Source organism: Faecalibacter rhinopitheci, from assembly GCF_015234135.1.
Classification (GTDB): domain Bacteria; phylum Bacteroidota; class Bacteroidia; order Flavobacteriales; family Weeksellaceae; genus Empedobacter; species Empedobacter rhinopitheci.
Genome location: NZ_JADGIK010000004.1, coordinates 205,205 through 227,924, shown reverse-complemented (window position 1 = coordinate 227,924; position 22,720 = coordinate 205,205). Strand labels below are relative to the sequence as shown.

At 29.0% G+C, this 22,720-nt stretch carries 24 protein-coding genes and 1 tRNA gene; 13 read left to right on the top strand and 12 right to left on the bottom strand.

The features are described from left to right. Nucleotides 1-186: 186 nt before the first annotated feature. The 3 genes from IM532_RS07585 to IM532_RS07575 form a co-directional block, all read right to left on the bottom strand. Nucleotides 187-849 carry a MarR family winged helix-turn-helix transcriptional regulator gene (locus IM532_RS07585; protein WP_194182850.1) on the bottom strand — a complete coding sequence of 221 codons (663 nt, stop codon included), beginning with the start codon at nt 847-849 and terminating at the stop codon, nt 187-189. An 83-nt stretch (nt 850-932) separates the two neighbouring features. Further along, on the bottom strand, nt 933-1,595 hold the full coding sequence (locus IM532_RS07580; protein WP_194182849.1) for a uracil-DNA glycosylase: 663 nt from the start codon (nt 1,593-1,595) through the stop codon (nt 933-935). A gap of 160 nt (nt 1,596-1,755) precedes the next feature. After that, on the bottom strand, nt 1,756-1,980 hold the full coding sequence (locus tag IM532_RS07575) for a hypothetical protein (protein WP_194182848.1): 225 nt from the start codon (nt 1,978-1,980) through the stop codon (nt 1,756-1,758). A gap of 158 nt (nt 1,981-2,138) precedes the next feature. Here IM532_RS07575 and IM532_RS13770 point away from each other — a divergent pair, with 158 nt between their 5' ends. The 3 genes from IM532_RS13770 to IM532_RS07565 all read left to right on the top strand — a co-directional run bounded on the left by IM532_RS13770 (nt 2,139) and on the right by IM532_RS07565 (nt 6,145). Then, nucleotides 2,139-2,273 (top strand): hypothetical protein, encoded by a 135-nt coding sequence (locus IM532_RS13770; RefSeq protein WP_262892211.1) that lies wholly within the window; start codon nt 2,139-2,141, stop codon nt 2,271-2,273. 186 nt (nt 2,274-2,459) lie between these two features. Then, the gene (locus IM532_RS07570) at nt 2,460-4,607 is read left to right on the top strand and encodes an endonuclease MutS2 (RefSeq protein ID WP_194182847.1); all 2,148 of its coding nucleotides are present in this window, start codon (nt 2,460-2,462) and stop codon (nt 4,605-4,607) included. A gap of 497 nt (nt 4,608-5,104) precedes the next feature. Next, complete coding sequence (locus IM532_RS07565; RefSeq protein ID WP_194182846.1) at nt 5,105-6,145, top strand: endonuclease; 1,041 nt, start codon at nt 5,105-5,107, stop codon at nt 6,143-6,145. 71 nt (nt 6,146-6,216) lie between these two features. Here the strand turns inward: IM532_RS07565 and fsa are convergent, their stop codons facing one another. Continuing rightward, on the bottom strand, nt 6,217-6,873 hold the full coding sequence (gene fsa, locus IM532_RS07560; RefSeq protein ID WP_194182845.1) for a fructose-6-phosphate aldolase: 657 nt from the start codon (nt 6,871-6,873) through the stop codon (nt 6,217-6,219). 85 nt (nt 6,874-6,958) lie between these two features. After that, on the bottom strand, nt 6,959-7,708 hold the full coding sequence (locus IM532_RS07555; protein ID WP_194182923.1) for an SDR family NAD(P)-dependent oxidoreductase: 750 nt from the start codon (nt 7,706-7,708) through the stop codon (nt 6,959-6,961). A gap of 198 nt (nt 7,709-7,906) precedes the next feature. On the opposite strand from IM532_RS07555, the gene IM532_RS07550 reads away from it, so the two are divergent. The 6 genes from IM532_RS07550 (at nt 7,907) to IM532_RS07525 (ending at nt 14,820) form a co-directional block, all read left to right on the top strand. Further along, the gene (locus tag IM532_RS07550; RefSeq protein WP_194182844.1) at nt 7,907-8,677 is read left to right on the top strand and encodes a hypothetical protein; all 771 of its coding nucleotides are present in this window, start codon (nt 7,907-7,909) and stop codon (nt 8,675-8,677) included. Between the two features lie 11 nt (nt 8,678-8,688). Continuing rightward, nucleotides 8,689-9,414, top strand: coding sequence for a hypothetical protein (locus IM532_RS07545; protein ID WP_194182843.1), 726 nt, complete (start codon nt 8,689-8,691; stop codon nt 9,412-9,414). Between the two features lie 32 nt (nt 9,415-9,446). Next, a complete protein-coding gene (locus IM532_RS07540; protein ID WP_194182842.1) occupies nt 9,447-11,489 on the top strand; it encodes a S9 family peptidase in 2,043 nt (680 codons plus the stop codon). A gap of 117 nt (nt 11,490-11,606) precedes the next feature. Continuing rightward, a complete protein-coding gene (locus IM532_RS07535) occupies nt 11,607-13,463 on the top strand; it encodes a RecQ family ATP-dependent DNA helicase (protein ID WP_194182841.1) in 1,857 nt (618 codons plus the stop codon). An 8-nt stretch (nt 13,464-13,471) separates the two neighbouring features. Next, nucleotides 13,472-14,413, top strand: a complete 942-nt coding sequence (gene fmt, locus IM532_RS07530) for a methionyl-tRNA formyltransferase (RefSeq protein ID WP_228063686.1) — start codon at nt 13,472-13,474, stop codon at nt 14,411-14,413. A 119-nt stretch (nt 14,414-14,532) separates the two neighbouring features. Beyond that, the gene (locus IM532_RS07525; RefSeq protein ID WP_194182840.1) at nt 14,533-14,820 is read left to right on the top strand and encodes an HU family DNA-binding protein; all 288 of its coding nucleotides are present in this window, start codon (nt 14,533-14,535) and stop codon (nt 14,818-14,820) included. A 64-nt stretch (nt 14,821-14,884) separates the two neighbouring features. Here IM532_RS07525 and pdxH read toward each other — a convergent pair whose 3' ends face one another. Next, a complete protein-coding gene (gene pdxH, locus IM532_RS07520) occupies nt 14,885-15,532 on the bottom strand; it encodes a pyridoxamine 5'-phosphate oxidase (RefSeq protein WP_194182839.1) in 648 nt (215 codons plus the stop codon). Nucleotides 15,533-15,615: 83 nt separating this feature from the next. Here pdxH and IM532_RS07515 point away from each other — a divergent pair, with 83 nt between their 5' ends. Beyond that, on the top strand, nt 15,616-16,170 hold the full coding sequence (locus tag IM532_RS07515) for a YqgE/AlgH family protein (protein WP_194182838.1): 555 nt from the start codon (nt 15,616-15,618) through the stop codon (nt 16,168-16,170). On the opposite strand, the gene IM532_RS07510 is transcribed toward IM532_RS07515, so the two are convergent. Together IM532_RS07510 and IM532_RS07505 are read right to left on the bottom strand one after the other, a co-directional pair. Next, complete coding sequence (locus tag IM532_RS07510) at nt 16,167-16,985, bottom strand: aminotransferase class IV (protein WP_194182837.1); 819 nt, start codon at nt 16,983-16,985, stop codon at nt 16,167-16,169. The genes IM532_RS07515 and IM532_RS07510 overlap by 4 nt on opposite strands. 15 nt (nt 16,986-17,000) lie before the next feature. Then, nucleotides 17,001-17,384 (bottom strand): START-like domain-containing protein, encoded by a 384-nt coding sequence (locus tag IM532_RS07505; RefSeq protein ID WP_194182836.1) that lies wholly within the window; start codon nt 17,382-17,384, stop codon nt 17,001-17,003. 113 nt (nt 17,385-17,497) lie between these two features. Here IM532_RS07505 and IM532_RS07500 point away from each other — a divergent pair. Further along, nucleotides 17,498-17,571: transfer RNA gene (locus tag IM532_RS07500), tRNA-Met, on the top strand. A gap of 63 nt (nt 17,572-17,634) precedes the next feature. On the opposite strand, the gene IM532_RS07495 is transcribed toward IM532_RS07500, so the two are convergent. Then, a complete protein-coding gene (locus IM532_RS07495) occupies nt 17,635-18,465 on the bottom strand; it encodes a DUF6515 family protein (protein WP_194182835.1) in 831 nt (276 codons plus the stop codon). 229 nt (nt 18,466-18,694) lie between these two features. Here IM532_RS07495 and IM532_RS07490 point away from each other — a divergent pair, with 229 nt between their 5' ends. Continuing rightward, nucleotides 18,695-19,744 (top strand): nucleoid-associated protein, encoded by a 1,050-nt coding sequence (locus IM532_RS07490; RefSeq protein WP_194182834.1) that lies wholly within the window; start codon nt 18,695-18,697, stop codon nt 19,742-19,744. Between the two features lie 62 nt (nt 19,745-19,806). On the opposite strand, the gene IM532_RS07485 is transcribed toward IM532_RS07490, so the two are convergent. Genes IM532_RS07485 through IM532_RS07475 form a run of 3 tightly spaced genes read right to left on the bottom strand, consistent with a single transcriptional unit; the run spans nt 19,807 to nt 21,921 of the window. Continuing rightward, nucleotides 19,807-20,313 (bottom strand): hypothetical protein, encoded by a 507-nt coding sequence (locus tag IM532_RS07485; protein WP_194182833.1) that lies wholly within the window; start codon nt 20,311-20,313, stop codon nt 19,807-19,809. Next, nucleotides 20,313-20,732: a hypothetical protein gene (locus IM532_RS07480; RefSeq protein ID WP_194182832.1), complete on the bottom strand. Its 420-nt coding sequence runs from the start codon at nt 20,730-20,732 to the stop codon at nt 20,313-20,315. Before IM532_RS07480 ends, IM532_RS07485 begins: the two co-directional genes overlap by 1 nt. Before the next feature lie 4 nt (nt 20,733-20,736). Beyond that, nucleotides 20,737-21,921: a sigma-54-dependent transcriptional regulator gene (locus IM532_RS07475; protein WP_194182831.1), complete on the bottom strand. Its 1,185-nt coding sequence runs from the start codon at nt 21,919-21,921 to the stop codon at nt 20,737-20,739. Nucleotides 21,922-22,231: 310 nt separating this feature from the next. On the opposite strand from IM532_RS07475, the gene IM532_RS07470 reads away from it, so the two are divergent. Then, nucleotides 22,232-22,720, top strand: a complete 489-nt coding sequence (locus IM532_RS07470; RefSeq protein ID WP_194182830.1) for a DinB family protein — start codon at nt 22,232-22,234, stop codon at nt 22,718-22,720.

Genomic DNA, 22,720 nt, shown 5'->3' with positions numbered 1-22,720 from the left:
AACAAAATCAAAAAACTATACCACTGCATTATTTGAAAAATGCAAATAAATGAAACTAGTTATTAAATTGTATGAATATTTTGAGTATAGAATTATTGCCAATTACTAGATTTTATGATAAGAAAAATTGAGTATGTTTTTTGAAATTTTAAATTGATGCTAAAATTACGGAATATAAAAAGGGACCTAATTAGCGTCCCTTTTTGTATTGATATTTTTAACGTATTCTAGTAATTCCTCTGGTTTCTTATTCTCGTTATATATTGGATAATGATAATTTTCTAACTTTTGCAACAATGAAATTAACTTAAGTTTTTCTTCATCAGATAAATTACCTGTTACAATATTAGTTGCATTTCTAATTTTATCCATATTTTCATCAAGCATTTTCTCACCTTCTTCAGTAATAGAAATTAGTTTACTCCTCCTATCAATTACATCATCCACCTGAATAATCCACTTGTTTGCAATCAATCGATTAATTATTTGCATACCTGGAGATTTTTCATGAATATTTTTTTTAATCAATTCAATTTTAGTCATAGGACCAAGTGCACGGAGATTTATTAAATAAATAAAATCTTCTTGTGATACAAATTTCGTATTATAAATAACAGATTTTGAGTAGGATTTTGCATATCTATTTAAATGTACAATTAAAGTATTAATTATACTATTTAAGGATCTACCTTTATCCTTACCTTCCCACGTTAAATCTCTATGTGATTGGTCATTGATAAGCCATGATTTATAAGCATCAAAATCTCTAATTTGCTCATCATTTTCATCACAAAACTCTTCAAATTCCTCTAAATTGATTAAAATATCTTTTAGTAATTTGTATTTCATAAATACTTAAAACTTTCTTCAATTAATTATAGGGTTATATTGATGCAAATATAAATTAATAAATGCTTTAAAACAGTACATCTTTACCAATTAATAGATGTACTGTTTATACTTTTTAAATAATCATTTGTTTTAGAAAATGGTTTACTACCCCAAAAACCACGATATACAGATAAAGGTGAAGGATGAGCACTCTCTATAACATAATGTTTGTTACGATCTATCTTGAGTCCTTTCTTTTGTGCATAGCTTCCCCATAATATAAAAACTAAATTTTCTTTTTTAACGTTTAATTGATTTATAACCTCATCTGTAAATTGTTCCCACCCCTTCTTTTGATGTGATCCAGCAGAAGCCGCCTCCACTGTTAGTGTAGCATTTAACATTAAAACCCCTTGTTTTGCCCAATAGCTTAAATCTCCGGTTGTGGGAATAGGATTTCCTAAATCATCAGCTAGCTCTTTATATATATTTTGTAAACTAGGAGGGAATTTTACACCATCATTTACAGAAAAACTAAGCCCGTTAGCCTGACCAGGACCATGATATGGATCTTGCCCAATAATAACCACCTTAACTTTATCAAATGGAGTTGTATCAAAAGCCGCAAAAATTTTATTAGCTGGTGGGTAAATGGTTTTAGTTTTATAGGCAACTTTTACAAAAGATACTAAATCTTTGAAATAGTCTTTTTCAAATTCTGAACTCAATACTTTTTTCCAACCTTCTTCTATATTCACCTCCATTTTCTATAATATTAAAAGTATAAATTTAAGAAAAATAATACCAAGTTGTAGCATGAAAGATTTCTTAAAAAGATTTTTTTTATGAGATTTATGCTAGATGAATCTTACTTATTAATAGATTAAATGAGAATATTATATTTCTAAAATAACTATTTATTGTTTATTCTCTTTTTTTTTCGAAACAATTCTTATCCATGTTAATATGATAAGTAAAATTCGTACATACAATAACATCATTACTATCAAAATGTTTAACGATGCCATCCTTTTCTAAAGTTACTACCCAGCAACTATTTTGGTGCATTCCATAATCAATAATAAAAATGCAATGTCCTCTACCTAATGGTGTTTCTACTAATATAGTAGGATTTAGTTGTAGTATCATCGTAATATAGTTTGGTTAACTATCTCATACGTAAAACTATGCCAATTGAATATAATTTAATTAATTAACTAAATAGTGAATATTTAGGATTAAATAAGTTATCTTTTATTTTTAATTTTATTATTACCTAAATTTTATAGAAAACAAATTGAATAAATATGAGCAGAGATAAGCGTAAAGTAAAATTTCAGAGTATAATATTTATATTAGCAATGTTTGTTTGTATTGCATTAGTAGTTTATAAATGTCAACCCTATTTAAAGGAAAAAGCAAACATAACTCGTAACGAATAGAATTACAAACCATGAAATTTGTATGCTATTTATATGTCCAAGTTTTTGAGTATCTTTACCTCATCATTACAAGTAATTACATGTTGATTAGATAAATTCCAATAATTATAATTTTATATTAATTATACAGCATGTAACGTATTATTTTTCCATTAGTTATTTAAAAGACATTTACAACAAAGCTAAATGCAAATATCAAATCAGACCCTTAAAGATTTAGAATTTAATGCTGTGCAACAAGAAATTGCAGCATTTGCTTACACTGATAAAGTTGTTGAACAAATTGAAAATTTAAAACCTTATTCAGATCATCAGAATCTAAAACAAGATTTACATACCACATACGAATATCTAAATGCCTTTGAAAGCGGAAATATCGTTCCCTTTGCGGAATATTTTATTTTAGACGAATATTTAAAGCATTTAGAAATTGAGAATTATTATCTTCCTGCTGAAGAATTTTTTAAAATCAAATCTAATACTTTACAAGTCAAAGAAATTTTAAAATATCTAACTGCTTTTCAAGAATATACACCAACTCTTTTTGAAAATGCTGCTGAGATAAAATATGAAAAAGATATTGTAAAAACAATTGATGGGGTATTTAATAAATTTGGTGAAGTAAAAGATGATGCAAGCCCAGCATTAAAAATTATACGCGACCGTATTCGTCATTTAAATTCTCGTATTACAGAGTTATTTAATAAGTCTATGGTATACCATGCAGATTATTTAGATGATATTAGAGAATCTGTAATTGGAAATCGTCGTGTATTGGCTGTTAAATCTTTTCAACGTAAACGTGTTAAAGGACAATTTTTAGGAACTTCTAAAACTGGATCAATTACTTTTATAGAACCTGAAAGTGTTCAAGGTCCACGCCGTGAATTTGAAGAATTAAAGGAAGAAGAAAAACATGTAATCATTCAGATTTTATTGGATTTAACCGCTAAAATAGCCATATATCGCCCTAATTTAGAAGAGTATCAATCCTTTTTAGAATATATTGATTTTACCCAAGCTAAAGCAAAATATGCACAATCAATTAATGGGATTTTACCGCAATTAAAGGACGAAACTGCTATTAATCTAATTGATGCTTATCACCCACTTTTATATTTGAATAACAAAAGAAATGGTGAGCGTACAATTCCACAAAGTTTACATCTTGATCGTAAATGTAGAATTATTATCATCTCAGGACCAAATGCAGGAGGAAAATCCATTACTTTAAAGACAATTGGTCTATTACAAATTATGATTCAGTCAGGCGTATTGGTTCCTGTACATCCAAGTAGTGAATTCGGTTTTTTTACACAAATCTTTACTGATATTGGAGACAATCAGTCTATCGAAAATCATTTATCGACATATAGTTATAGGCTTAAACAAATGTCTTATTTCTTAAAACATGCAGATGAAAACACCTTGTTATTGGTAGATGAATTTGGAACTGGATCTGATCCAGAACTAGGAGGCGCGTTAGCAGAGGTATTTTTTGAGGAATTTTATGAACGTATGTCTTTTGGAATTTTCACAACCCATTATACAAATATAAAATTAAGTGCTGAAAGTTTAGATGAAGCTATTAATGCTTGTATGCTTTTTGACAAAAAATCCTTAGAACCCCTATACCGTCTAGAAATAGGCCAAGCCGGAAGCTCATTTACTTTTGAAGTAGCAGAAAAAAATAAAATACCTTTTAGACTTATTAACCGCGCTAAGAAAAAAGTTGAGAGTGATAAGGTTAGTTTGGATAAAACAATATTAAAACTTCAACAAGAAAAATTCGAGATCCAAAAAACGAAAAACCAAGTTGAAGAATTACGCGAAACGAGTATTGCAAGTAATGATGAATTAGAAATCACAAAGGAGAAAATACAACAGAAACTTTATGATTTTCAACAACTATATGATCGTGAACAAAAAACCATGATGCTTGGAAAGCGAATTGTTGACATGTCAGATTCTTACTTAAAGTCTAAAAATAAAAAACAATTAATTACAAATTTCCTGAAAATTGTTGAGATGGAAAATTCCAAGAAAACAAAGGAAGTTCAACAATTAAAAAAAATAGAGAAGATTGTAGAAAAGGAAGTAAAACGCGAATTAAAAGAGAATTCAGTTGAAATTTCTAAACAAAAAGATGTTTTAGTCCAAAAGGAAAAAGCTGAAACAAAGAAAAAAATTGATGCCTTAAAGGTTGGTGATAGAATAAAAATACATGGTTCTACTTCCGTTGGAACGATTGATAAAATAAAAAAAGATATTGTATTTGTTAACTATGGTAATTTTACTACTCAAATTAATGTGAAAGAAGTATACAAAATATAGTATATAGAAAAGTAAAATCAACCAATAGATAGTACAACGTGGACTTAATCATTATATATAAGTTACGTATATTTAAAATAGTTTAATTCAATAAAAAAGCCATTACTTAAATGTAATGGCTTTTTTAATCATGATTAATTTTATTGTAATTCTTGAAGAATGTAGATGTAAATAACATTAATAAGAAAAGTAATGGAATAATCATAATAACTGAAATTAATAAAAATGTTCTAATCATATCTTAATTGTAATTTTAACAAATATACAATAAATATTTACATTAATTGTATATATTGTAAAATCACACCATTACATTAACAAATCCTTTATAAAATACATTATTTTTTAACTACTTTTCAATTCATAACCAATAAATACGCCTCAATATTATCAAAATATTAAACTTTGGAAATTTTTATATTTATTTACGTATAATTCGAATAATTGATTAGATTTGCCATCCAAACTTTAGAAACTATAAACACAATTATTTGATAATGAAAAAACTCTCTACAATTTTATTTGTACTAGTTGGTATTTGTACTTATGCACAACAAACCTACTACAATGGTATTAATTTTAACTTACGCGGTATTGCATTAAAATCTGAATTATCAGATTTAATTATATCTACTCATACTAAGAAACTTTCTTATAGTAATGTATGGGATGCATTAAAGAAAACCGACATTGATCCTACGGATCCTACGAGAGTAGTACAAATCTATGGATACAACAAAACATCTACAGGTAATGATGCATATTATAATAAAGTAAATAATAATGGTGGTAATTCAGGACAATGGAATCGTGAACATACTTTTGCAAAATCTTTAGGAACTCCAAACCTAGGAACATCAGGACCTGGAGCAGATGCTCATCATTTACGTGCTTCTGATGTGAAAAGAAACAGTGACAGAGGTAATTTAAAATTTATTGACGGAAGTGGAAATTCTAGAAAAATAGGAAGTGGATGGTACCCAGGTGATGAATGGAAAGGTGATGTTGCTCGTATGATGATGTACATGTACCTACGATATGACACGACTTGTTTACCTGCAAATGTAGGTTTTGGAAGTACTTCACAAACACCAGATGGTATGATTGATCTATTCTTAAAATGGAATGCTGAAGATCCTGTATCTCAGTTTGAAATTCAACGAAATGAATATTTAGGTGACCGAAATAATGCGTATGCACAAGGTAATAGAAATCCTTTTATCGATAATCCATACTTAGCTACATTAATCTGGGGAGGTCCAGAAGCTGAGAATAAATGGCCTGGTTTATTAAATACATCAGATATCAACCAAAATAATATTAAATCATATACTAAGGAAAATAGTATTCTTGTTGCGACAGGAAATACAGCTGTGAAAATGATTGAAGTATTTAATACGAATGGTCAATTAATAAACACATATAAAAATACAAAAGGTCTTAAGACTATTGAATTAAGAAACTTTGAAAAAGGTGTTTATGTTCTTAAAATTTCTGGAGATAAAGTTAATTTAACTCAAAAAGTTTTAATTAAATAATACATACACTACATATAAAAAAAGCCACTCAAAGAGTGGCTTTTTTTATATGTAAATTTTAAGTTTTCTTATTAAGAATTTGCTTTCGCGTGATCTGCTAAGAATTGAGCTAATCCAGAGTCAGTTAAAGGATGTTTTAATAATCCTAATATTGCAGATAAAGGTCCTGTCATTACATCAGATCCAATTTTAGCACAATTTACAATATGCATTGTATGACGAACTGAAGCAGCCAAAATTTGAGTTTCAAATAAATAATTATCATACACTTCACGAATTTCTTCAATTAAGTTTAATCCATCCATAGAAATATCATCTAAACGACCTAGGAATGGAGAAACATACGTTGCACCAGCTTTTGCCGCTAATAAGGCTTGACCTACAGAAAAAACTAATGTAACATTTGTACGAATTCCTTTATTTGAGAAATATTTACATGCCTTAATACCATCTTTAGTCATAGGAATTTTAACGACGATCTGTGGGTGTAATGCTGCTAAAGCTTCACCTTCAGTGATCATTCCTTCATAATCCGTTGCGATAACTTCTGCTGAAACATCTCCATCTACTAAATCACAAATTGATTTATAATGGTTTAATACATTTTCAGAACCAGAAATTCCTTCTTTAGCCATTAATGATGGGTTTGTAGTTACCCCATCTAATACGCCTAAATCTTGGGCTTCTTTAATCTCAGCTAAATTAGCTGTATCGATAAAAAATTTCATTATTGTTTGTGTTACGTTCATTGCAAAACTAAACATTAATAAAGAAATATTCTATTCAATTAATAAAATATTACACAACAAATTTCTAAATAGCTGTGTATCCACCATCCACTAAATAATACCCTCCTGTTATAAAAGAAGCCTTATCTGAACTTAAGAATAAGACTAATTCTGCAACTTCTTCAGGTTCACCTAATCTACCTATTGGATGTTTTGAGGTAAGAATATTTAATTGCTCATCAGATAAACTATCCAATAATGGTGTTTTGATGTAACCAGGACCTACAGCATTGCATCGTATGTTCTTAGGACCATATTCTGCGCCTATATTTTTAGTTAAACCAACAATACCATGCTTAGATGATGTATACGCCGAACTATAAGGTGCAGCTACAGAACCATGAATAGAAGCCATATTAATAATAGCACCTCCACCATTATTTTCCATCGCTTTTAATTGATATTTACAACCATAGAAAACTCCATTAAAATTAATATCAATTACTTTCTTCCAATCTTCTAGCGTGTAATCTCCGGTAAGCGCAGCGGCACCACCAATCCCAGCATTATTACATGCAATGTCTAATTTTCCATATATTTCAATCGCTTTATTAACTAAAGCTTCATTTCCTTCTGGTGTTGATGTATCTGCCTCTACAAAAAAGGCTTCTCCTCCTATTTCTTGTATTTCGAATAATGCGTCATTTCCTCCTTTTCTATCGATATCTGAAATAATTACCTTTGCTCCTTCTCTCGCATATAATTTTGCTATTGCTTTCCCAATCCCAGAACCTGCTCCTGTAACTATTGCTACTTTTTCGTTTAATATACCCATGTTCATAAAATTTTTAGTCTTATTAAATGTAGTAATTATATTGACACCAATGTTTCAAAAAACACCTTTACACGTTTATTTTTAATGAGTTAAATTAAAATAGCTGTAATTTTGATCACTTCCAATTCTATTAAAATAATTTTAATTTAAGTAAGTATTTTAAAAACATTTACATTTGTTAAGTAATATAAAATAAATATGAAAAATATTATTTCAGTTCTATTGATAACTGCATTTTCTACTCTTAATGCACAAGATAAAGTAAGCGACTATGCTTATATTGTAATTCCTAAAAATTTTGAGAATTTTGAGAACAATCAATATAAATTAAGAAATCATTTAAATTTTCATTTAAAGCAAAAAAACTACAAAATTATTTCTGATAATCCTGATGCTTGGCCAGCTGAGGTTAAGCAAAATCCATGTCTAGCTTTAACTACGAATGTAAAAAAGGTCAAAAGCTTTACAAACAACAGATTGGAAGTAGAATTTACTTCTTGCAAGAATAAAATTGTAGAATCAGTAGAAGGACTTTCTAAAATTAAAGAGTACGAACCTGGTTACCAAGAAGCTATAGAAATTGCTATAAGAACATTACCACTTAGTAATCCAATTAAAATTGAAAATCCCATTCTAAGTTCTACACCTACAGAAACAGTACCTATAAATACACAAAATAGTGTTAACACAAAAGTGAACGTTTTATCGAATGAAACAATTTATTCGGATGGAACGGCACAAATCACTTTATCAAAATTAGCAAATGGAGATATTTTATTGATTCAGGGAACTTCAATTATTGCTCAGTTTAATCCTTCTGTGAAAACTAATATTTACCACGCTACAATTTTTGCAAGCAATGGGGAAAAATATACTTCTATAGGATATACAACTAAGGATGCTATAAGCTTTGAATTTTTAGACCAAAATAAGCAGTGGAAAGAACGCATTTTCAATAAAGTAAAATAATATATATCAAGATGAAATTATTCCTATCTACATGCTTACTCTTTTTTTTTATAAATGGTAAAGCACAAAACATTACAGACTTTAAGTATATTATAGTGCCACAATTTTTTAGTGATTTTGTAAAGGAAGATTATCAATTAAATCTCATTTTAAAATCAACTTTAAGAAAAAAAGATTTTGAAATTGTTGCTGAAGGAGCTTCAAATACTCCCTTACAATTACAAAATGATAAATGCCTTGCTGCTAATGCAGATATAAAAACTGTACAAAGTTCTTTTCAAAATAAATTGAAAGTAATTTTTACAGATTGTAATGCTAATGTAATAGGAGAATTTGAAGGAAGTTCTAAAATTAAAGATTTTAAAAACGGTTATCAAGAAGCTTTAAATTTTGCATTGAATAAAATATCAAATTATAAAGTGAATTCAACTTATAAATTGACAGAAAATATCAATCCAAAAGCTGTTATTTCTAACTCGAATCTTTATAAATCTTCAGATAACAAGTTGTATTCCATTAATTATAAATCCAATTCAACTTTTGAAGTAACTGATGAAGACTCAAAAAAAATCATCGCAAAATTTTATCCCACGTCGCAAAAGAACACCTACCATGTGAGCATTTTTCTTGATAAAGAAAATTACAATACTATAGGATTTGTAAAAGAAAATACAATAATTATTGAATATATGAATGGTGAAAATAGTTGGAAAACTAAGATTTTCACCAAAGAATAATTCGTCCAAATATTACCTGAAATTAGAAAATTATGCAAGCACCAATTGCTAAGAAAATAGAAAAGAAGTTAGAGAAACATGGAGATATTCGTATAGATAACTACTATTGGTTAAATGAACGTGAAAACCTTGAGGTTATTCAATATCTTGAAGATGAAAATAAATACACTGCTGAGGTTTTAAAACCTACAGAAGAACTTCAAGCAAAGTTGTTTGAGGAAATGAAATCTCGCATCAAAGAAGATGATTCTTCAGTTCCCTATAAACTTAATGGCTATTGGTATTTAACAGAATATCAAAAAGGAAAAGAATATCCAATTCATAAGCGTCGTAAAGATACATTAGATAATGAAGATCAAATTCTTTTCGATGTAAATCCAATGGCCGAAGGTTATTCATATTACAAACTAGAAGGACTTTCTATCTCTCCAGATAATAGATTGTGTACATTTGGAGTAGACAATGTTTCTAGAAGAATATATACTATCCAGATAAAAAATTTAGAAACAGGTGAAATTTTAGAAGATAAAATTGAAAATACTACAGGTGGTTCTGTTTGGGCAGCGGATAATGAAACTTTGTTTTACACCAGAAAAGATGAAACATTAAGAGCTTACCAAATATGGAAACATAAATTAGGCACTGCTTCAGAGGAAGATATTTTAGTATATGAGGAGACTGATGATACGTTTTCTGTTTATGTTTATAAATCAAAATCAAGAGAGTTTATTATCATTGGTACTTCATCTACAGTATCTGATGAATACAGATTTATTTCAGCGAACGAACCAGATTCAGAATTTAAAATTTTCCAAGAAAGAGAGCGTGATTTAGAATATGCAATTGAACATTTCGGAAATGAATTTTACATTCAAACCAATAAAGATGACGCATTTAACTTTAAATTAATGAAAACTCCGGTGAGCAACACAACTCAAGAAAATTGGGTTGAGGTTATTGCACACCGCGAAGATACCTTTATTGAAGGGTTCGAAATATTTAAAAATTACTTAGTAATCGAAGAACGTACAAATGGTTTAATGCAAATGAACATTAAAGCATGGGATGGATCAGAAGATTATTATTTACCATTTAACGAAGAGACTTATACAGCTGGTACAGGAACAAATACTGATTTTGATACAGATATCTTACGTTACGGTTATACTTCTTTAACTACTCCAACGTCAGTCATTGACTTTAACATGAAAGATAAAACGTCAATAGTTAAAAAGGAACAAGAAGTCTTAGGAGATTTTAATAAAGACAACTACGTATCTGAACGTATTTGGGCTGAAGCTCGTGATGGTGAAAAGGTAGCGATTTCATTAGTGCATCACAAAGATACAAAGCTATCGGCTGATACTCCTTTATTACTATACGCTTACGGATCTTATGGTTATACAATAGAACCTAATTTTAGTTCTATCCGTTTAAGTTTATTAGATCGTGGTTTTGTTTATGCGATAGCTCATATCCGTGGAGGACAATATTTAGGAAGAGAATGGTATGAAGATGGTAAAATGCTAGATAAGAAGAATACTTTCTTTGATTATATAGATTGTGCTAAACATCTAATATCTTCAAACTACACTTCTACTCCACATTTGTACGGAATGGGTGGTTCTGCTGGTGGTCTATTGATGGGAGCTGTTATTAATTATGAGCCAAATTTATTTAATGGTATTGTAGCTCAAGTTCCATTTGTAGATGTTGTAACAACAATGTTAGATGATACAATTCCTTTAACAACTGGAGAATATGACGAATGGGGAAATCCGAATGAAGAAGAATACTACCATTACATGAAAGAGTATTCTCCGTACGATAACGTAGAAGCAAAAGCATATCCAAATATGTATGTATCTACAGGTTTACACGATTCTCAAGTACAATATTGGGAACCTGCAAAATGGGTAGCAAAGTTGCGTGATTTAAAAACAGATAATAACATTCTACTTCTAGATACAAATATGGATACTGGACACGGAGGTGCATCAGGACGATTTGAATCCTTAAAGGAAGATGCTAAAGAAGATGCCTTCTTATTTATGTTAGAAGGTATTACAAAATAAATTTATTAAAAGGTAAGCAAATAGCTTACCTTTTTTTATATATGATTTAATTTTTGATGCCATTTCAAGAGATTATATAACTTATATATGTTATTTTTACCAGAAAGCTTTTAAGATTTGACTGCAAAAGAAATTCTAAAATATTATTGGGGCTACGATGACTTTAGAGCACCGCAAGAAGATATCATTCATTCCGTATTAAGTAAAACAGATACATTAGCTGTATTACCAACTGGTGGTGGAAAATCCATGTGCTTTCAGATTCCTGCCCTAATGTTTGAAGGTCTAACGTTAGTCATCTCTCCATTAATTGCTTTAATGAAAGATCAAGTTAATCAACTAAAAGCAAATAATATTCCTGCTCAATTAGTTTCTAGTGAATATACAATGACAGAAATTGTTCAAATTTTAGAACAAGCTCGTCGTGGAGAGATCAAATTATTATATGTTTCACCTGAAAGATTATTAAGTTCAATTTTTATTGAACATTTAAAATCAGTCAAAATTTCTTTGATCACTATAGACGAAGCTCATTGTATTTCAGAATGGGGACACGATTTTAGACCAGCATATCACAAAATAGCGAAAATAAAACAAGTCTTTCAAAACATTCCTATTTTAGCTCTTACGGCTACTGCAACCAATAAAATTAAAACTGAAATTATTCAAAAACTGGAATTAAGAAATCCAAATATATTTCAGTCTACATTAAAACGTTCAAATCTTTCGTATCATGTTGTACATTCTAATGATAAATATGGTGATTTATTAAAATATTATCGAAAATTTAAAGAAAGTTCTATCATTTTTGTGAGAAATCGCAGACAATCACAAGAATTAGCACAATTCTTAATTGATAAACAGCTTGATGCTGAATATTTTCATGCCAAATTAACTAAAGATGATAAAGAGCTTAAGCAAAATAATTGGACCAATAGTTCTACACAAATAATGGTGGCAACAAATGCTTTTGGGATGGGAATAGATAAACCAAATGTACGTTCTGTTTTCCATTTAGATTTACCTCCAAGTATAGAATCTTACTATCAAGAAGTTGGAAGAGCAGGACGAGATAATATTCCTGCCAAAGGGATATATCTCTACCATGAAAATGATCAAATTAATGCTGAGAACATTTTTAAAGCTAATTTACCTTCTGAAAAAGAATTTCAACGTATTGCCAATGCATTATTTAGCCATTTAATTATTGGAGAAGGTGAACTACATGATGTGAATTATACATTAGATATTCCTAAATTTTCTGAACAATTTAAAATTAATGCAAAAACGGTTGTGATGTTTTTGGATTTTCTTAATACACAAGGCGTAATTTTTCAGAAAAACTATGCACAACTTAGTACAGTAAAAATACTTATCAATCCTAAGACTTCTCACAATCTCAACAATCCTATTATAGATTTTCTGCAAAGGAATTCTCCCGGAATTTTTATTCAACATAAAGAAATCAGCGAAGGACGAATCAGTTTTGAAATTGGAGAAAGTGTAAGTATCGTAAGACAAAAATTACAAGAATTACGAGACCGACAAGTGCTTGAATATTCAGACCGTTATTTAGCAAGATTTAGATTTTTAGTTCCTAGAGAAGATTCATTGTTTAAGAATAAATTATGGACAATATTTAAAGAAATTCAAATTTCTCAATGGAAAAGATTACAAGCTGTAGGATATTATGCCTCACAAAAAGAAATGTGCAGAGAACGAATGTTATTAGCATATTTTAATGAAAAATCTACTCAAAACTGTGGCAAATGTGACATTTGTCGAAAACAAAGAAAATCGGAGGAAATCAAAAAGAATATTACAGAATATCTAGGAGACGGACCAAAATCAACAGAAGAAATTCTTACAAAATTCTTAACTTCGCCGAAAGAAACTATTCTTGCTACAATCCAATATTTAATTGATGAATATGTGATTGAACCTATAGGAATAGATACGTATAAATTAAAATAAAATATAATATGCGCGTAGTTTTTATGGGAACTCCAGAATTTGCTGTAGCTTCTCTGAATGAAATACATACAAATAGTCAACATGAAGTTGTAGGTGTTGTTACAGTTCCGGACAAACCTGCAGGACGTGGACAAAAAATAAATATATCTGATGTAAAGAAATATGCCTTAGTACATGATTTAAATATTTTACAACCTGAAAAATTAAAAAATGAAGAGTTTGTTAATAATTTGAAGGAATTAAATGCAGATGTTTTTGTAGTTGTAGCCTTTCGTATGTTACCTAAAGTTGTATGGTCTATGCCAAAAAAGGGAACATTTAATTTACACGGATCTTTACTTCCTCAGTATCGTGGTGCTGCCCCTATTAACTGGGCTGTAATGAATGGAGATACAAAGACAGGTGTTACAACTTTCCTTATCGATGAAGAAATTGATACTGGTAATATTTTAATTTCTAATGAAGTTAAAATTGGAGAAAATGATACTGTAGGAGTTATTCATGATCAATTAATGGATATTGGTGCTAAATTAGTTGTAAAAACTCTTGATGGATTAGCATCAGATACTTTAAAACCACATCCACAAGATGAAGCATTAGTATTAAATCACGCTCCAAAAATTTTTAAAGAAGATTGTAAAATTGATTGGAATCAATCAATTGAAACTATACATAATAAAATACGTGGACTATCTCCTTATCCATGTGCATGGACAACTTATGGTTCAGATGATAAATTTAAAACCTTAAAAATTTCAGGAGGTTTAAAATCTGAAATAGAAAAAACAGGTGAACTTTTTGAAATGGTTCGAACTAAAAATAACTTATATATTCATTTACAAGATGGAATGTATGAAATAACTGAACTTCAACCAGAGGGAAAAAGAAAAATGAGTGCCAAAGATTTTATAAACGGTCACCAAAACGAATCTAATTTGTATATCAAATAGTAAATCTTAATTTTTTTACCTTTTTTTGGTAATTTTTTTGATTTTTTTTACGTCTAAACTTGCACAAATAACGGGAAAGAGTATATTTGTGTATAAATTAATTATAAAAAGTTAAGACTATGAACAAATCAGAACTTATTGACGCTATGGCTGCTGATGCTGGCATCTCTAAAGAAGCTGCAAAAAAAGCATTAAATTCATTCACTGAAAATGTTACTAAAGCATTATCTGCTGGTGACAAAGTTGCTTTAGTTGGATTCGGAACTTTCTCAACTTCTGACAGAGCTGCGAGAACTGGAATCAATCCACAAACTAAGAAAGAAATTCAAATTGCTGCTAAAACTGTAGCAAAATTTAAAGCTGGATCTGAGTTATCTGAATCAGTTGATAAAAAGAAAAAGAAATAATTAATATTTTACTAATTATTTAAAATATTTAGAAAGCCTATCATTACTGATAGGCTTTTTTATTTTATGGAGCTAAGCGTTCTTTTTTCCAATCATAATCTTCTTGTAAAACATATCTCACACGATCATGTAATCGGTTTGGTCTTCCTTGCCAAAATTCTATTTCTACTGGACGAACTAAAAACCCACCCCAATGAGATGGTCTAGGTATTTCCTTCCCTTCATAATCTTGCTCTAATGTTTTAACTTCAAGTTCAAGATCTTCATTTTCATCAATTATACTACTTTGTTGAGAAATCCAAGCCCCAATCTGACTTCCTCTTGGTCGAGTCTCAAAATAGCCATCTGATGTATTTTCTGAGGTTTTTTCAGCAATTCCTTTTATAATAATTTGCTGCTCTAAGTAAGGCCAAAAAAATGATAAACATATGTTTGGATTCTCAAGCAAAGCTATTCCTTTTTGGCTATTATAATTCGTATAGAAAATAAACCCTTCGTCAGTAAATCGCTTTAATAAAACAATTCTTGTTCTAGGAAAACCATCCAAACTTATTGTAGATATCGCCATTGCATTAGCCTCGTCTACACCTTCGCAAGATTCAGCTTGTAAAAACCAATCTCTAAATTGTTCCATTGGATTATCTTTTAAATCCTCAAATTTCATAGATTTTTTATCATATGATTTTCGATGAAAACTTAAATCTTCTTTCATATTTAAAAGTTTAAATATTTTATTATATTAGTTATAGGTAAGAATATAGAGAAGTTTCTAAACCTAATATTTGTATTTATTATATGTCAGTCAAAAGTATAAAAAAAGGAGCTATTTTATTAGCAAGACCATCATTATCATTAGATATTTTTAACAGGAGTATTGTTATAATCGCGGAACATTCTAATGAAGGCAGCTTGGGATTTATTATTAATAAACCTTCTCATCTACCTATACATATATTTTTATCACAAATTAATTCTAATCAAATCGTTTTTGAAGGTGGACCTGTCCAAAAAGAACAAATATTTTACTTACATCATCGTCCAGATCTAATAACTGATAGTTTGCATATACAAGATAATATGTACTGGTCCGGAAATTTTGATGATTTGTGTAACGCAATTTCTGAAAATATAATTGATGAATCAGAAATTAAATTTTGCTTAGGATATTGCGGCTGGGAGGCCAATCAATTAGAAAATGAACTTTCTAATAAAGAATGGGAAATCCTTGATGAAGAAAATATCAATATATTAAATCATTGGGAAAATGATTTGTGGAAAAATTCTCTAAAAAAATTAGGAGGTGAAAACCTAATATGGCTCAACACCCCCTTGGATCCTTTTATGAATTAATTTTTAAAATAAGTATTAAAAATTGATTTTGTAAGATGTGATGGATAAGCTTTTTTTCTGTTTTGTGAGACAGATTGTATTCCTATCCCATCAATTAATATAAAAACTTCATCTGCTTTCTGAATTTCAAATGGAAATATTTCTACTTCCTGAACTTCATATTCACTATTGTTTTTAATAGAAGCTATAAAATTATTTCTTAAGACACTTTTTATAACTCCTTCTTCTTGTTTTGGAGTTTTGATTACATTGTCTTTCACTACAAAAATATTCCCTTTTAAGGTACGAGCCATTCGCTTATCTGCATTTAGTAAGACTAAATCATTATACTCATTTTCTAGAGCATATATTTCTGCAATATATTCCTCAGGATGAGGTGCATTAACTAATGCATAGAATGAAGTATTGATTTGAAAATCTTTAAAGACTTCTATTTCTGCTGAATTATCAAAAAACTCCCATGATTTTTCACTTTCTTGAATTGAAATTACAAAATCGATTTCAGATTCTAATAAATTTTGATTGTTCAAACGGAAAGTAAAAAACTCTACTTTACCATTTTTAATGTTATTTGCATTCGCAACTTTTATAATTTCTTCTTGGAAAAATTCTGGCGTAAAAGATAGTGGAATATTCATACGAAATATTCTCATAGAAGCCATTAAATTAAAATAATGATCTTCCCAATCATGAATTTCACCATTTACTAATCGTAAAACTTCTTTAATTGAATCGCCATGAGAAAATGCTCGATTAGCACCACTAATCGAATAATTCTCCTGATGTACAATTAATCCTCCTGCATTTAATTTCAAAATCAAAAATTTAGCTTATTTAGAACCCAATACTTTCTTTAAATCTTCAATTTGACTTTCCCATAATTCCTTAGACTCTTCTACTTCATCTTCTTCAGCAAAGTCAGTAATTACAATAGAAACATCGTTTGTTAATTCATCAACAACAATATTTAATTCGAAGAAATATTTTGTATCTTCATCGTCCTCCCACTGAAAACGAACATAAGTATCTTGTTTAGACTTCATTAAGAAGGCTGATTCTTCGTGTCCATCCCAAATAAAAGTGTACTTTTCTCCTCTCGAATTAACATTGTTAGCAAACCATTCTGACAATCCTGATGGATTGGATAGATAATTATATAATAATGATGGAGAAGCATTAATAGAAAATTCTACTTGATATTTCTTTTTAGGCATAATTCTTATTTATTGCCCGCAAGATATAAAATGAAATGTACTTACCAAAAAAAATGAAATATAACTTTGTCATTATTTTTAAAAATATTTATATTTGCAAACCGAAAGAAAATGGCGAGGTAGCTCAGATGGTTAGAGCGCAGGATTCATAACCCTGAGGTCGGCAGTTCGATTCTGCTCTTCGCTACAATTATAAAATCCCAATTCAAAAAAAATTGAATTGGGATTTATATTTGAAATTATTTGAAAATTAACTTAAATATCCTACTAGTTGATAAGCTAACTCACCTCTATGATAAATTTTCTCATATAATGCTCCAGCAAATTCATAATAAAATTCGCCATAATATTCTACCTTTTCATATCCACTTGGTAAAGCATATACAATAGCACCTATTGGAGGTTCAACAACTCTATATTCATTTCTATATGGTTCGTAATAAACACCTTCATAAAAATAATAAGGTCTAGATCCTACACTTACAGTCAAAAATCCTAACGGTAAAATATTAATTCTAAAGCCAGGTGATGGCATATATCTTACATAATTGTTATTATATTGTCTGTAATAAATACCATTATAACCATAGAAATTTACCTGATTGTAACTATGATGAGCATATCTGTTGTAATCAATAGATTTTATAGGTCGATTGTAACTGTAGTTATATTTATTATCATTTCTCTGCACTTTAATAGGATCTCTACGAACGATGACATTAGAATTATTTTGGTTATTTCTTTTGGGCTCTCGTTTTACCATTTGACCATTTTCTTGGTTTTTATGGTTTATATTTTGATTACGATGATTTGCATCTCTCAAAACAGAACTATTTTGATGAGCCTGTTGTTTTGTTGTACTATTATTTTGCTGAGGCAAAACTCTTGTTGACTCTCTAGGTGTATTTCTGACTTGAGTATTCTGAGTTCTATGCGTATTTATTGAACTTGATGGATTATTATTTACTCGACTTTGTGTTTCCATTCGTCTCACTCCTTCTCCTCTATTTTGAGCATCGACTTGTGATGTAATTCCAAAAGTAAATGCTAAGCTACAAAGCGTAAATTTTAAAAAATTCATAACTTATATTGTTAATGATTAATACTTTTAGAATATACCAACTCTATGCCAAATGCACGTAAAATATACAATATCAAGGATAATATTTCTACTTATAACAAGCAATCACCACTAACTGATTGTAAAACAAATTATTACATTAACAATTTAGTTTGACATTTTTGTTAAAATATATTTCGTTATACTCTTAAAAGTTTAATTAATTTTATACCGTATTTAGAATTTGATTATGATTGATGTTAAAAATGCCTATATAGGCTACATTACTTTGCAAAAAGTAGGACACAAAGTTCGTGAAGAAGCTAATATTATTGCGAATGAAACTATGCCTGTTGACGAAAAGAAAGAGGAAGATTTAGTTCCATTTCTATTAGCACCATTCAAAAAAAATTTAGAAACACATCGTTTTCATCATTATACAGATAAATTAGAATTTAATGTACTCTACAACTTAGCAAAGTCAACCTTTGACGAGGAAATTGATTTTCTAGATTTTTCTAATGAAGCATTGCAACATTTATATGAGAAGTCTTTACATCCACAAATAAAAAGTGGAGAAGTCTTTATGGTGATGTATGAAAATATGCAATTTGAAGAGATTCCATGTAGAGGACTTGCTATCTATAAGTTAGAAAATAAGAAAAAATTTTTACGATTTGATGAATCTAAGGGTATTGATTACAATATATGGAAAGGATATAAACTTGAAGGTATAGATAAAGCATGTTTAATATTAGATGTATACCGAGAAGAAGGATTTAGAGTATTCTCTATTGACGATCAGCACCAAGAATCTGAATATTGGAAAAAAAACTTCTTAGAAATTGATTTGATTAAAAATAACTCTTACCATACGAAGAAGTATTTAGAATTAATTGAAGATTTCTCCAATCAAATTTTATTAGATAAAACTGATCGTAAATCCCAAGCGGAATTTATCTCTAACTCTATACAAGTTTTACAAAATAATGAAATCATTACGAATGATATTATTGAGGAAGAAATTATTAAACCTTTCGAACTAATAGATGAGTATAAAGGGTATAAAAAAACATATGCAGAAGATAATAAAATAGATTTCGTCGAGAATTTTGAAGTTTCTATTCCTACTCTTTCCAAAGAATCTAAAAAGATTAAAAGCGAAATTAAATTAGACACTAAAATAAACATTAAAATTGATTTAAGTGATCCCGATGCTGCTGAAGAACATCTTGAAAGAGGATTTGATGATGAGAAGAAAATGTTTTATTACAAAGTTTATTTTAACAAAGAACAATAAAGCTTTGTAATAAATTTATTTAATTTAAAAAATCCTATTATTATATAATAATAGGATTTTTTTTATTTTTCAACATCAATATTTTTAGATTGTTCTAAATCATATAACTCAATTAAATCACCAATAGGATAATTAAACCAATCCACTTGTTTTTTAATTTTATAATTTTCATCAAAATACAAATAGGTTGTAAATTTCATTGGACTAAATTGAAAACCATTGTAAGAATATGTATTAAAATGCCCATTTACTACAACCATACTATCATTACTGATATATTCATCTACGGTAAACATTTGGTTATTCTCATAGGCTAAATCTTTATCATTAAAAGCAAATAACGTATTTAAAACATAACCAGATTCATATTTATTTAGACTTGTATTTTGAATAACATTTTCATACAAAACTGAATCGTTATAAAATGATTTCATTTGGTTATAATCTGCACGAGCAGAGTAAACTTCAAAATATTTTCTTGCTATTTCTTCAGTTTTAGAATTATCTGATTTTTTTTGACAACTGAATATAATACTTGCCCCAACAAGTAATAAAACTTTAAACTTCATTATTTTTCTATTCGCATTAAATAATTCTGACCATTATCATCAGCTGTTTCGTCAGCATTTAAAATCATCAATGTATTATTATCAGACCATGACATAAACTGGAAGGGAAGTTTTTTTCTTCCATCAAATTCTATCAATGATCCATCATCTTTTATAAACCACTCACCTTCTATTTTTTTTCCTTTATACAAGATGAGATAATTCCCATTTTTATTTAACTCTAATTCAATCTTTTCATCAAAATAAACACCTGAAAATTTACCCGAATAAATTATTGGTTCATACGAAAAAACAGAATTTTCTTCGATTGATACAACATCTTCATGGGTTAATACACCATAGCTTTTATCCACCTTTTCTTTACTACAACTTGTGAAAATTATTATTAGAGAAAAAAAAGTTATAATGTGTTTTTTCATAGACTTATTTCTTAACGTAGGTAATTACATCATCTGCAGTAATTGGATTAGAACCTAAAATTAACAAACGTTCTACAACGTTTCTTAACTCACGAATATTTCCACTCCAATCAATATCTTTTAATACATCATAAGCATCCTCATTAAAACTTTTATTCTCTAAACCTAAGTTTTGAGAGAAATCTAATGCAAAATGCTCTACTAAAAGTGGGATATCTTCTTTACGATCATTAAGACCAGGAACATTTATAATAATTACAGCTAAGCGATGGTATAAATCTTCTCGGAATCTCCCTTCCGCAATTTCTTTACGAAGATCTTTATTTGTAGCAGCTAAAACTCGTACATTAACATTGATTTCTTTTTCACTACCCACTGGAGACACTTTCCCTTCTTGTAAAGCACGAAGCACTTTCGCTTGAGCTGAAAGGCTCATGTCACCAATTTCATCTAAGAAAATAGTACCACCTTCTGCCAGTTCAAACTTACCTTGTTTATCCTTAATCGCACCCGTAAAAGAACCTTTTACATGACCAAAAAGTTCACTTTCTATTAACTCTGCCGGAATTGCAGCACAGTTAACTTCTACTAATGGTTTTTTATTACGAATACTTTTCTCATGAATATGATGAGCAACCAATTCTTTTCCTGTACCATTAGGTCCTAAAATAAGAACTCGAGCATCGGTTGTAGCTACTTTATCTATCATTTCCTTAACGTGTACTAATTTGGTTGATTCTCCAACCATGGTATACTTTTTAGAAACTTTCTTTTTTAGTTCTTTATTTTCTTTCTTTAAAGCTTTATTGGATGATTTTAAAGATTTATGGTCTAATGCTATACGAACTGTATTTAGTAAACGATTTAAATCTGGCGGTTTAGAAAGAAAATCGAAGGCTCCTTTTTTTAAACAGTCTACAGCTATCTCAATATCACCATGTCCAGAAATCATTATAAATTGTAATTCTGGGTTATATTCTAAAGCTTCAACCAAAACTTCAGTGCCATCTTTCATTGGCATTTTGATGTCGCTAATGATTAAATCGTATGTATTTTGCTTAATTTTTTCTATTCCTACAAGTCCATTCTCAGCCTCATCCACTTCCCATTTTGGATCTTCATCCATTAAGATGCTTTTTAAGACATTTCGGATCGCTTGCTCGTCCTCAATTACTAATATTTTAGACATAGTATTTTTTAAATAATTTGTTCTTTAAATCAAAAGTAAGAGATTTTATCGTAACAATTTACTAAAATAGAAGAGTTATTAGAAAGTTTACATAAAAGTAGGTTGTATAATTTTCCTTTTTTAAAATATATTGAAGCAGTTATTTTTGATGAAATATATATTTTCCAGCTTCTTACTATCTTATATTAAATTGGATTAGATGGTATTATATACTGAATATTAAAAAGAAACTTGGGCCAAATTATATATTAAATTATGAAATAAATTTTAAATATAAATGCTATATTTAAAAAGTTAAAATTATGAAATTATGAACTACAACCACAATGATTATATTGTAAGCTATGACGGTATCACAGTACATGATGCCCTAGAATTACGCATCGAAGAAATAAAAAAAACGCTTACAACTGTTACAGATCTAGAGAAATGGGATTATAGATATGCTGATGGAAAATGGAGTATCAAGGAAGTTGTACAGCATTGTATTGACTGTGAGCGAATTTTTTCTGAAAGAGCATTAAAAATTGCACGTAATGATGGAAACTCACTTCAATCATTTGATCAAAACAAATACGTAGAATTATTAAATTATGATTCTTTAAATCCTGAAATATTGGTTAAAGAATGGTTATATTTAATGAATGCAACAACTTTTCAGTTTGAAGGTTTTGACTCTAAAACGCTAGATAAAAGTGCTATAATTGATGAAAATGAATATACCATTAAGAAAATTGGCTATATCATTGCGGGGCATTCTATACATCATATAAATATTATTAAGGAAAGATATTTATAA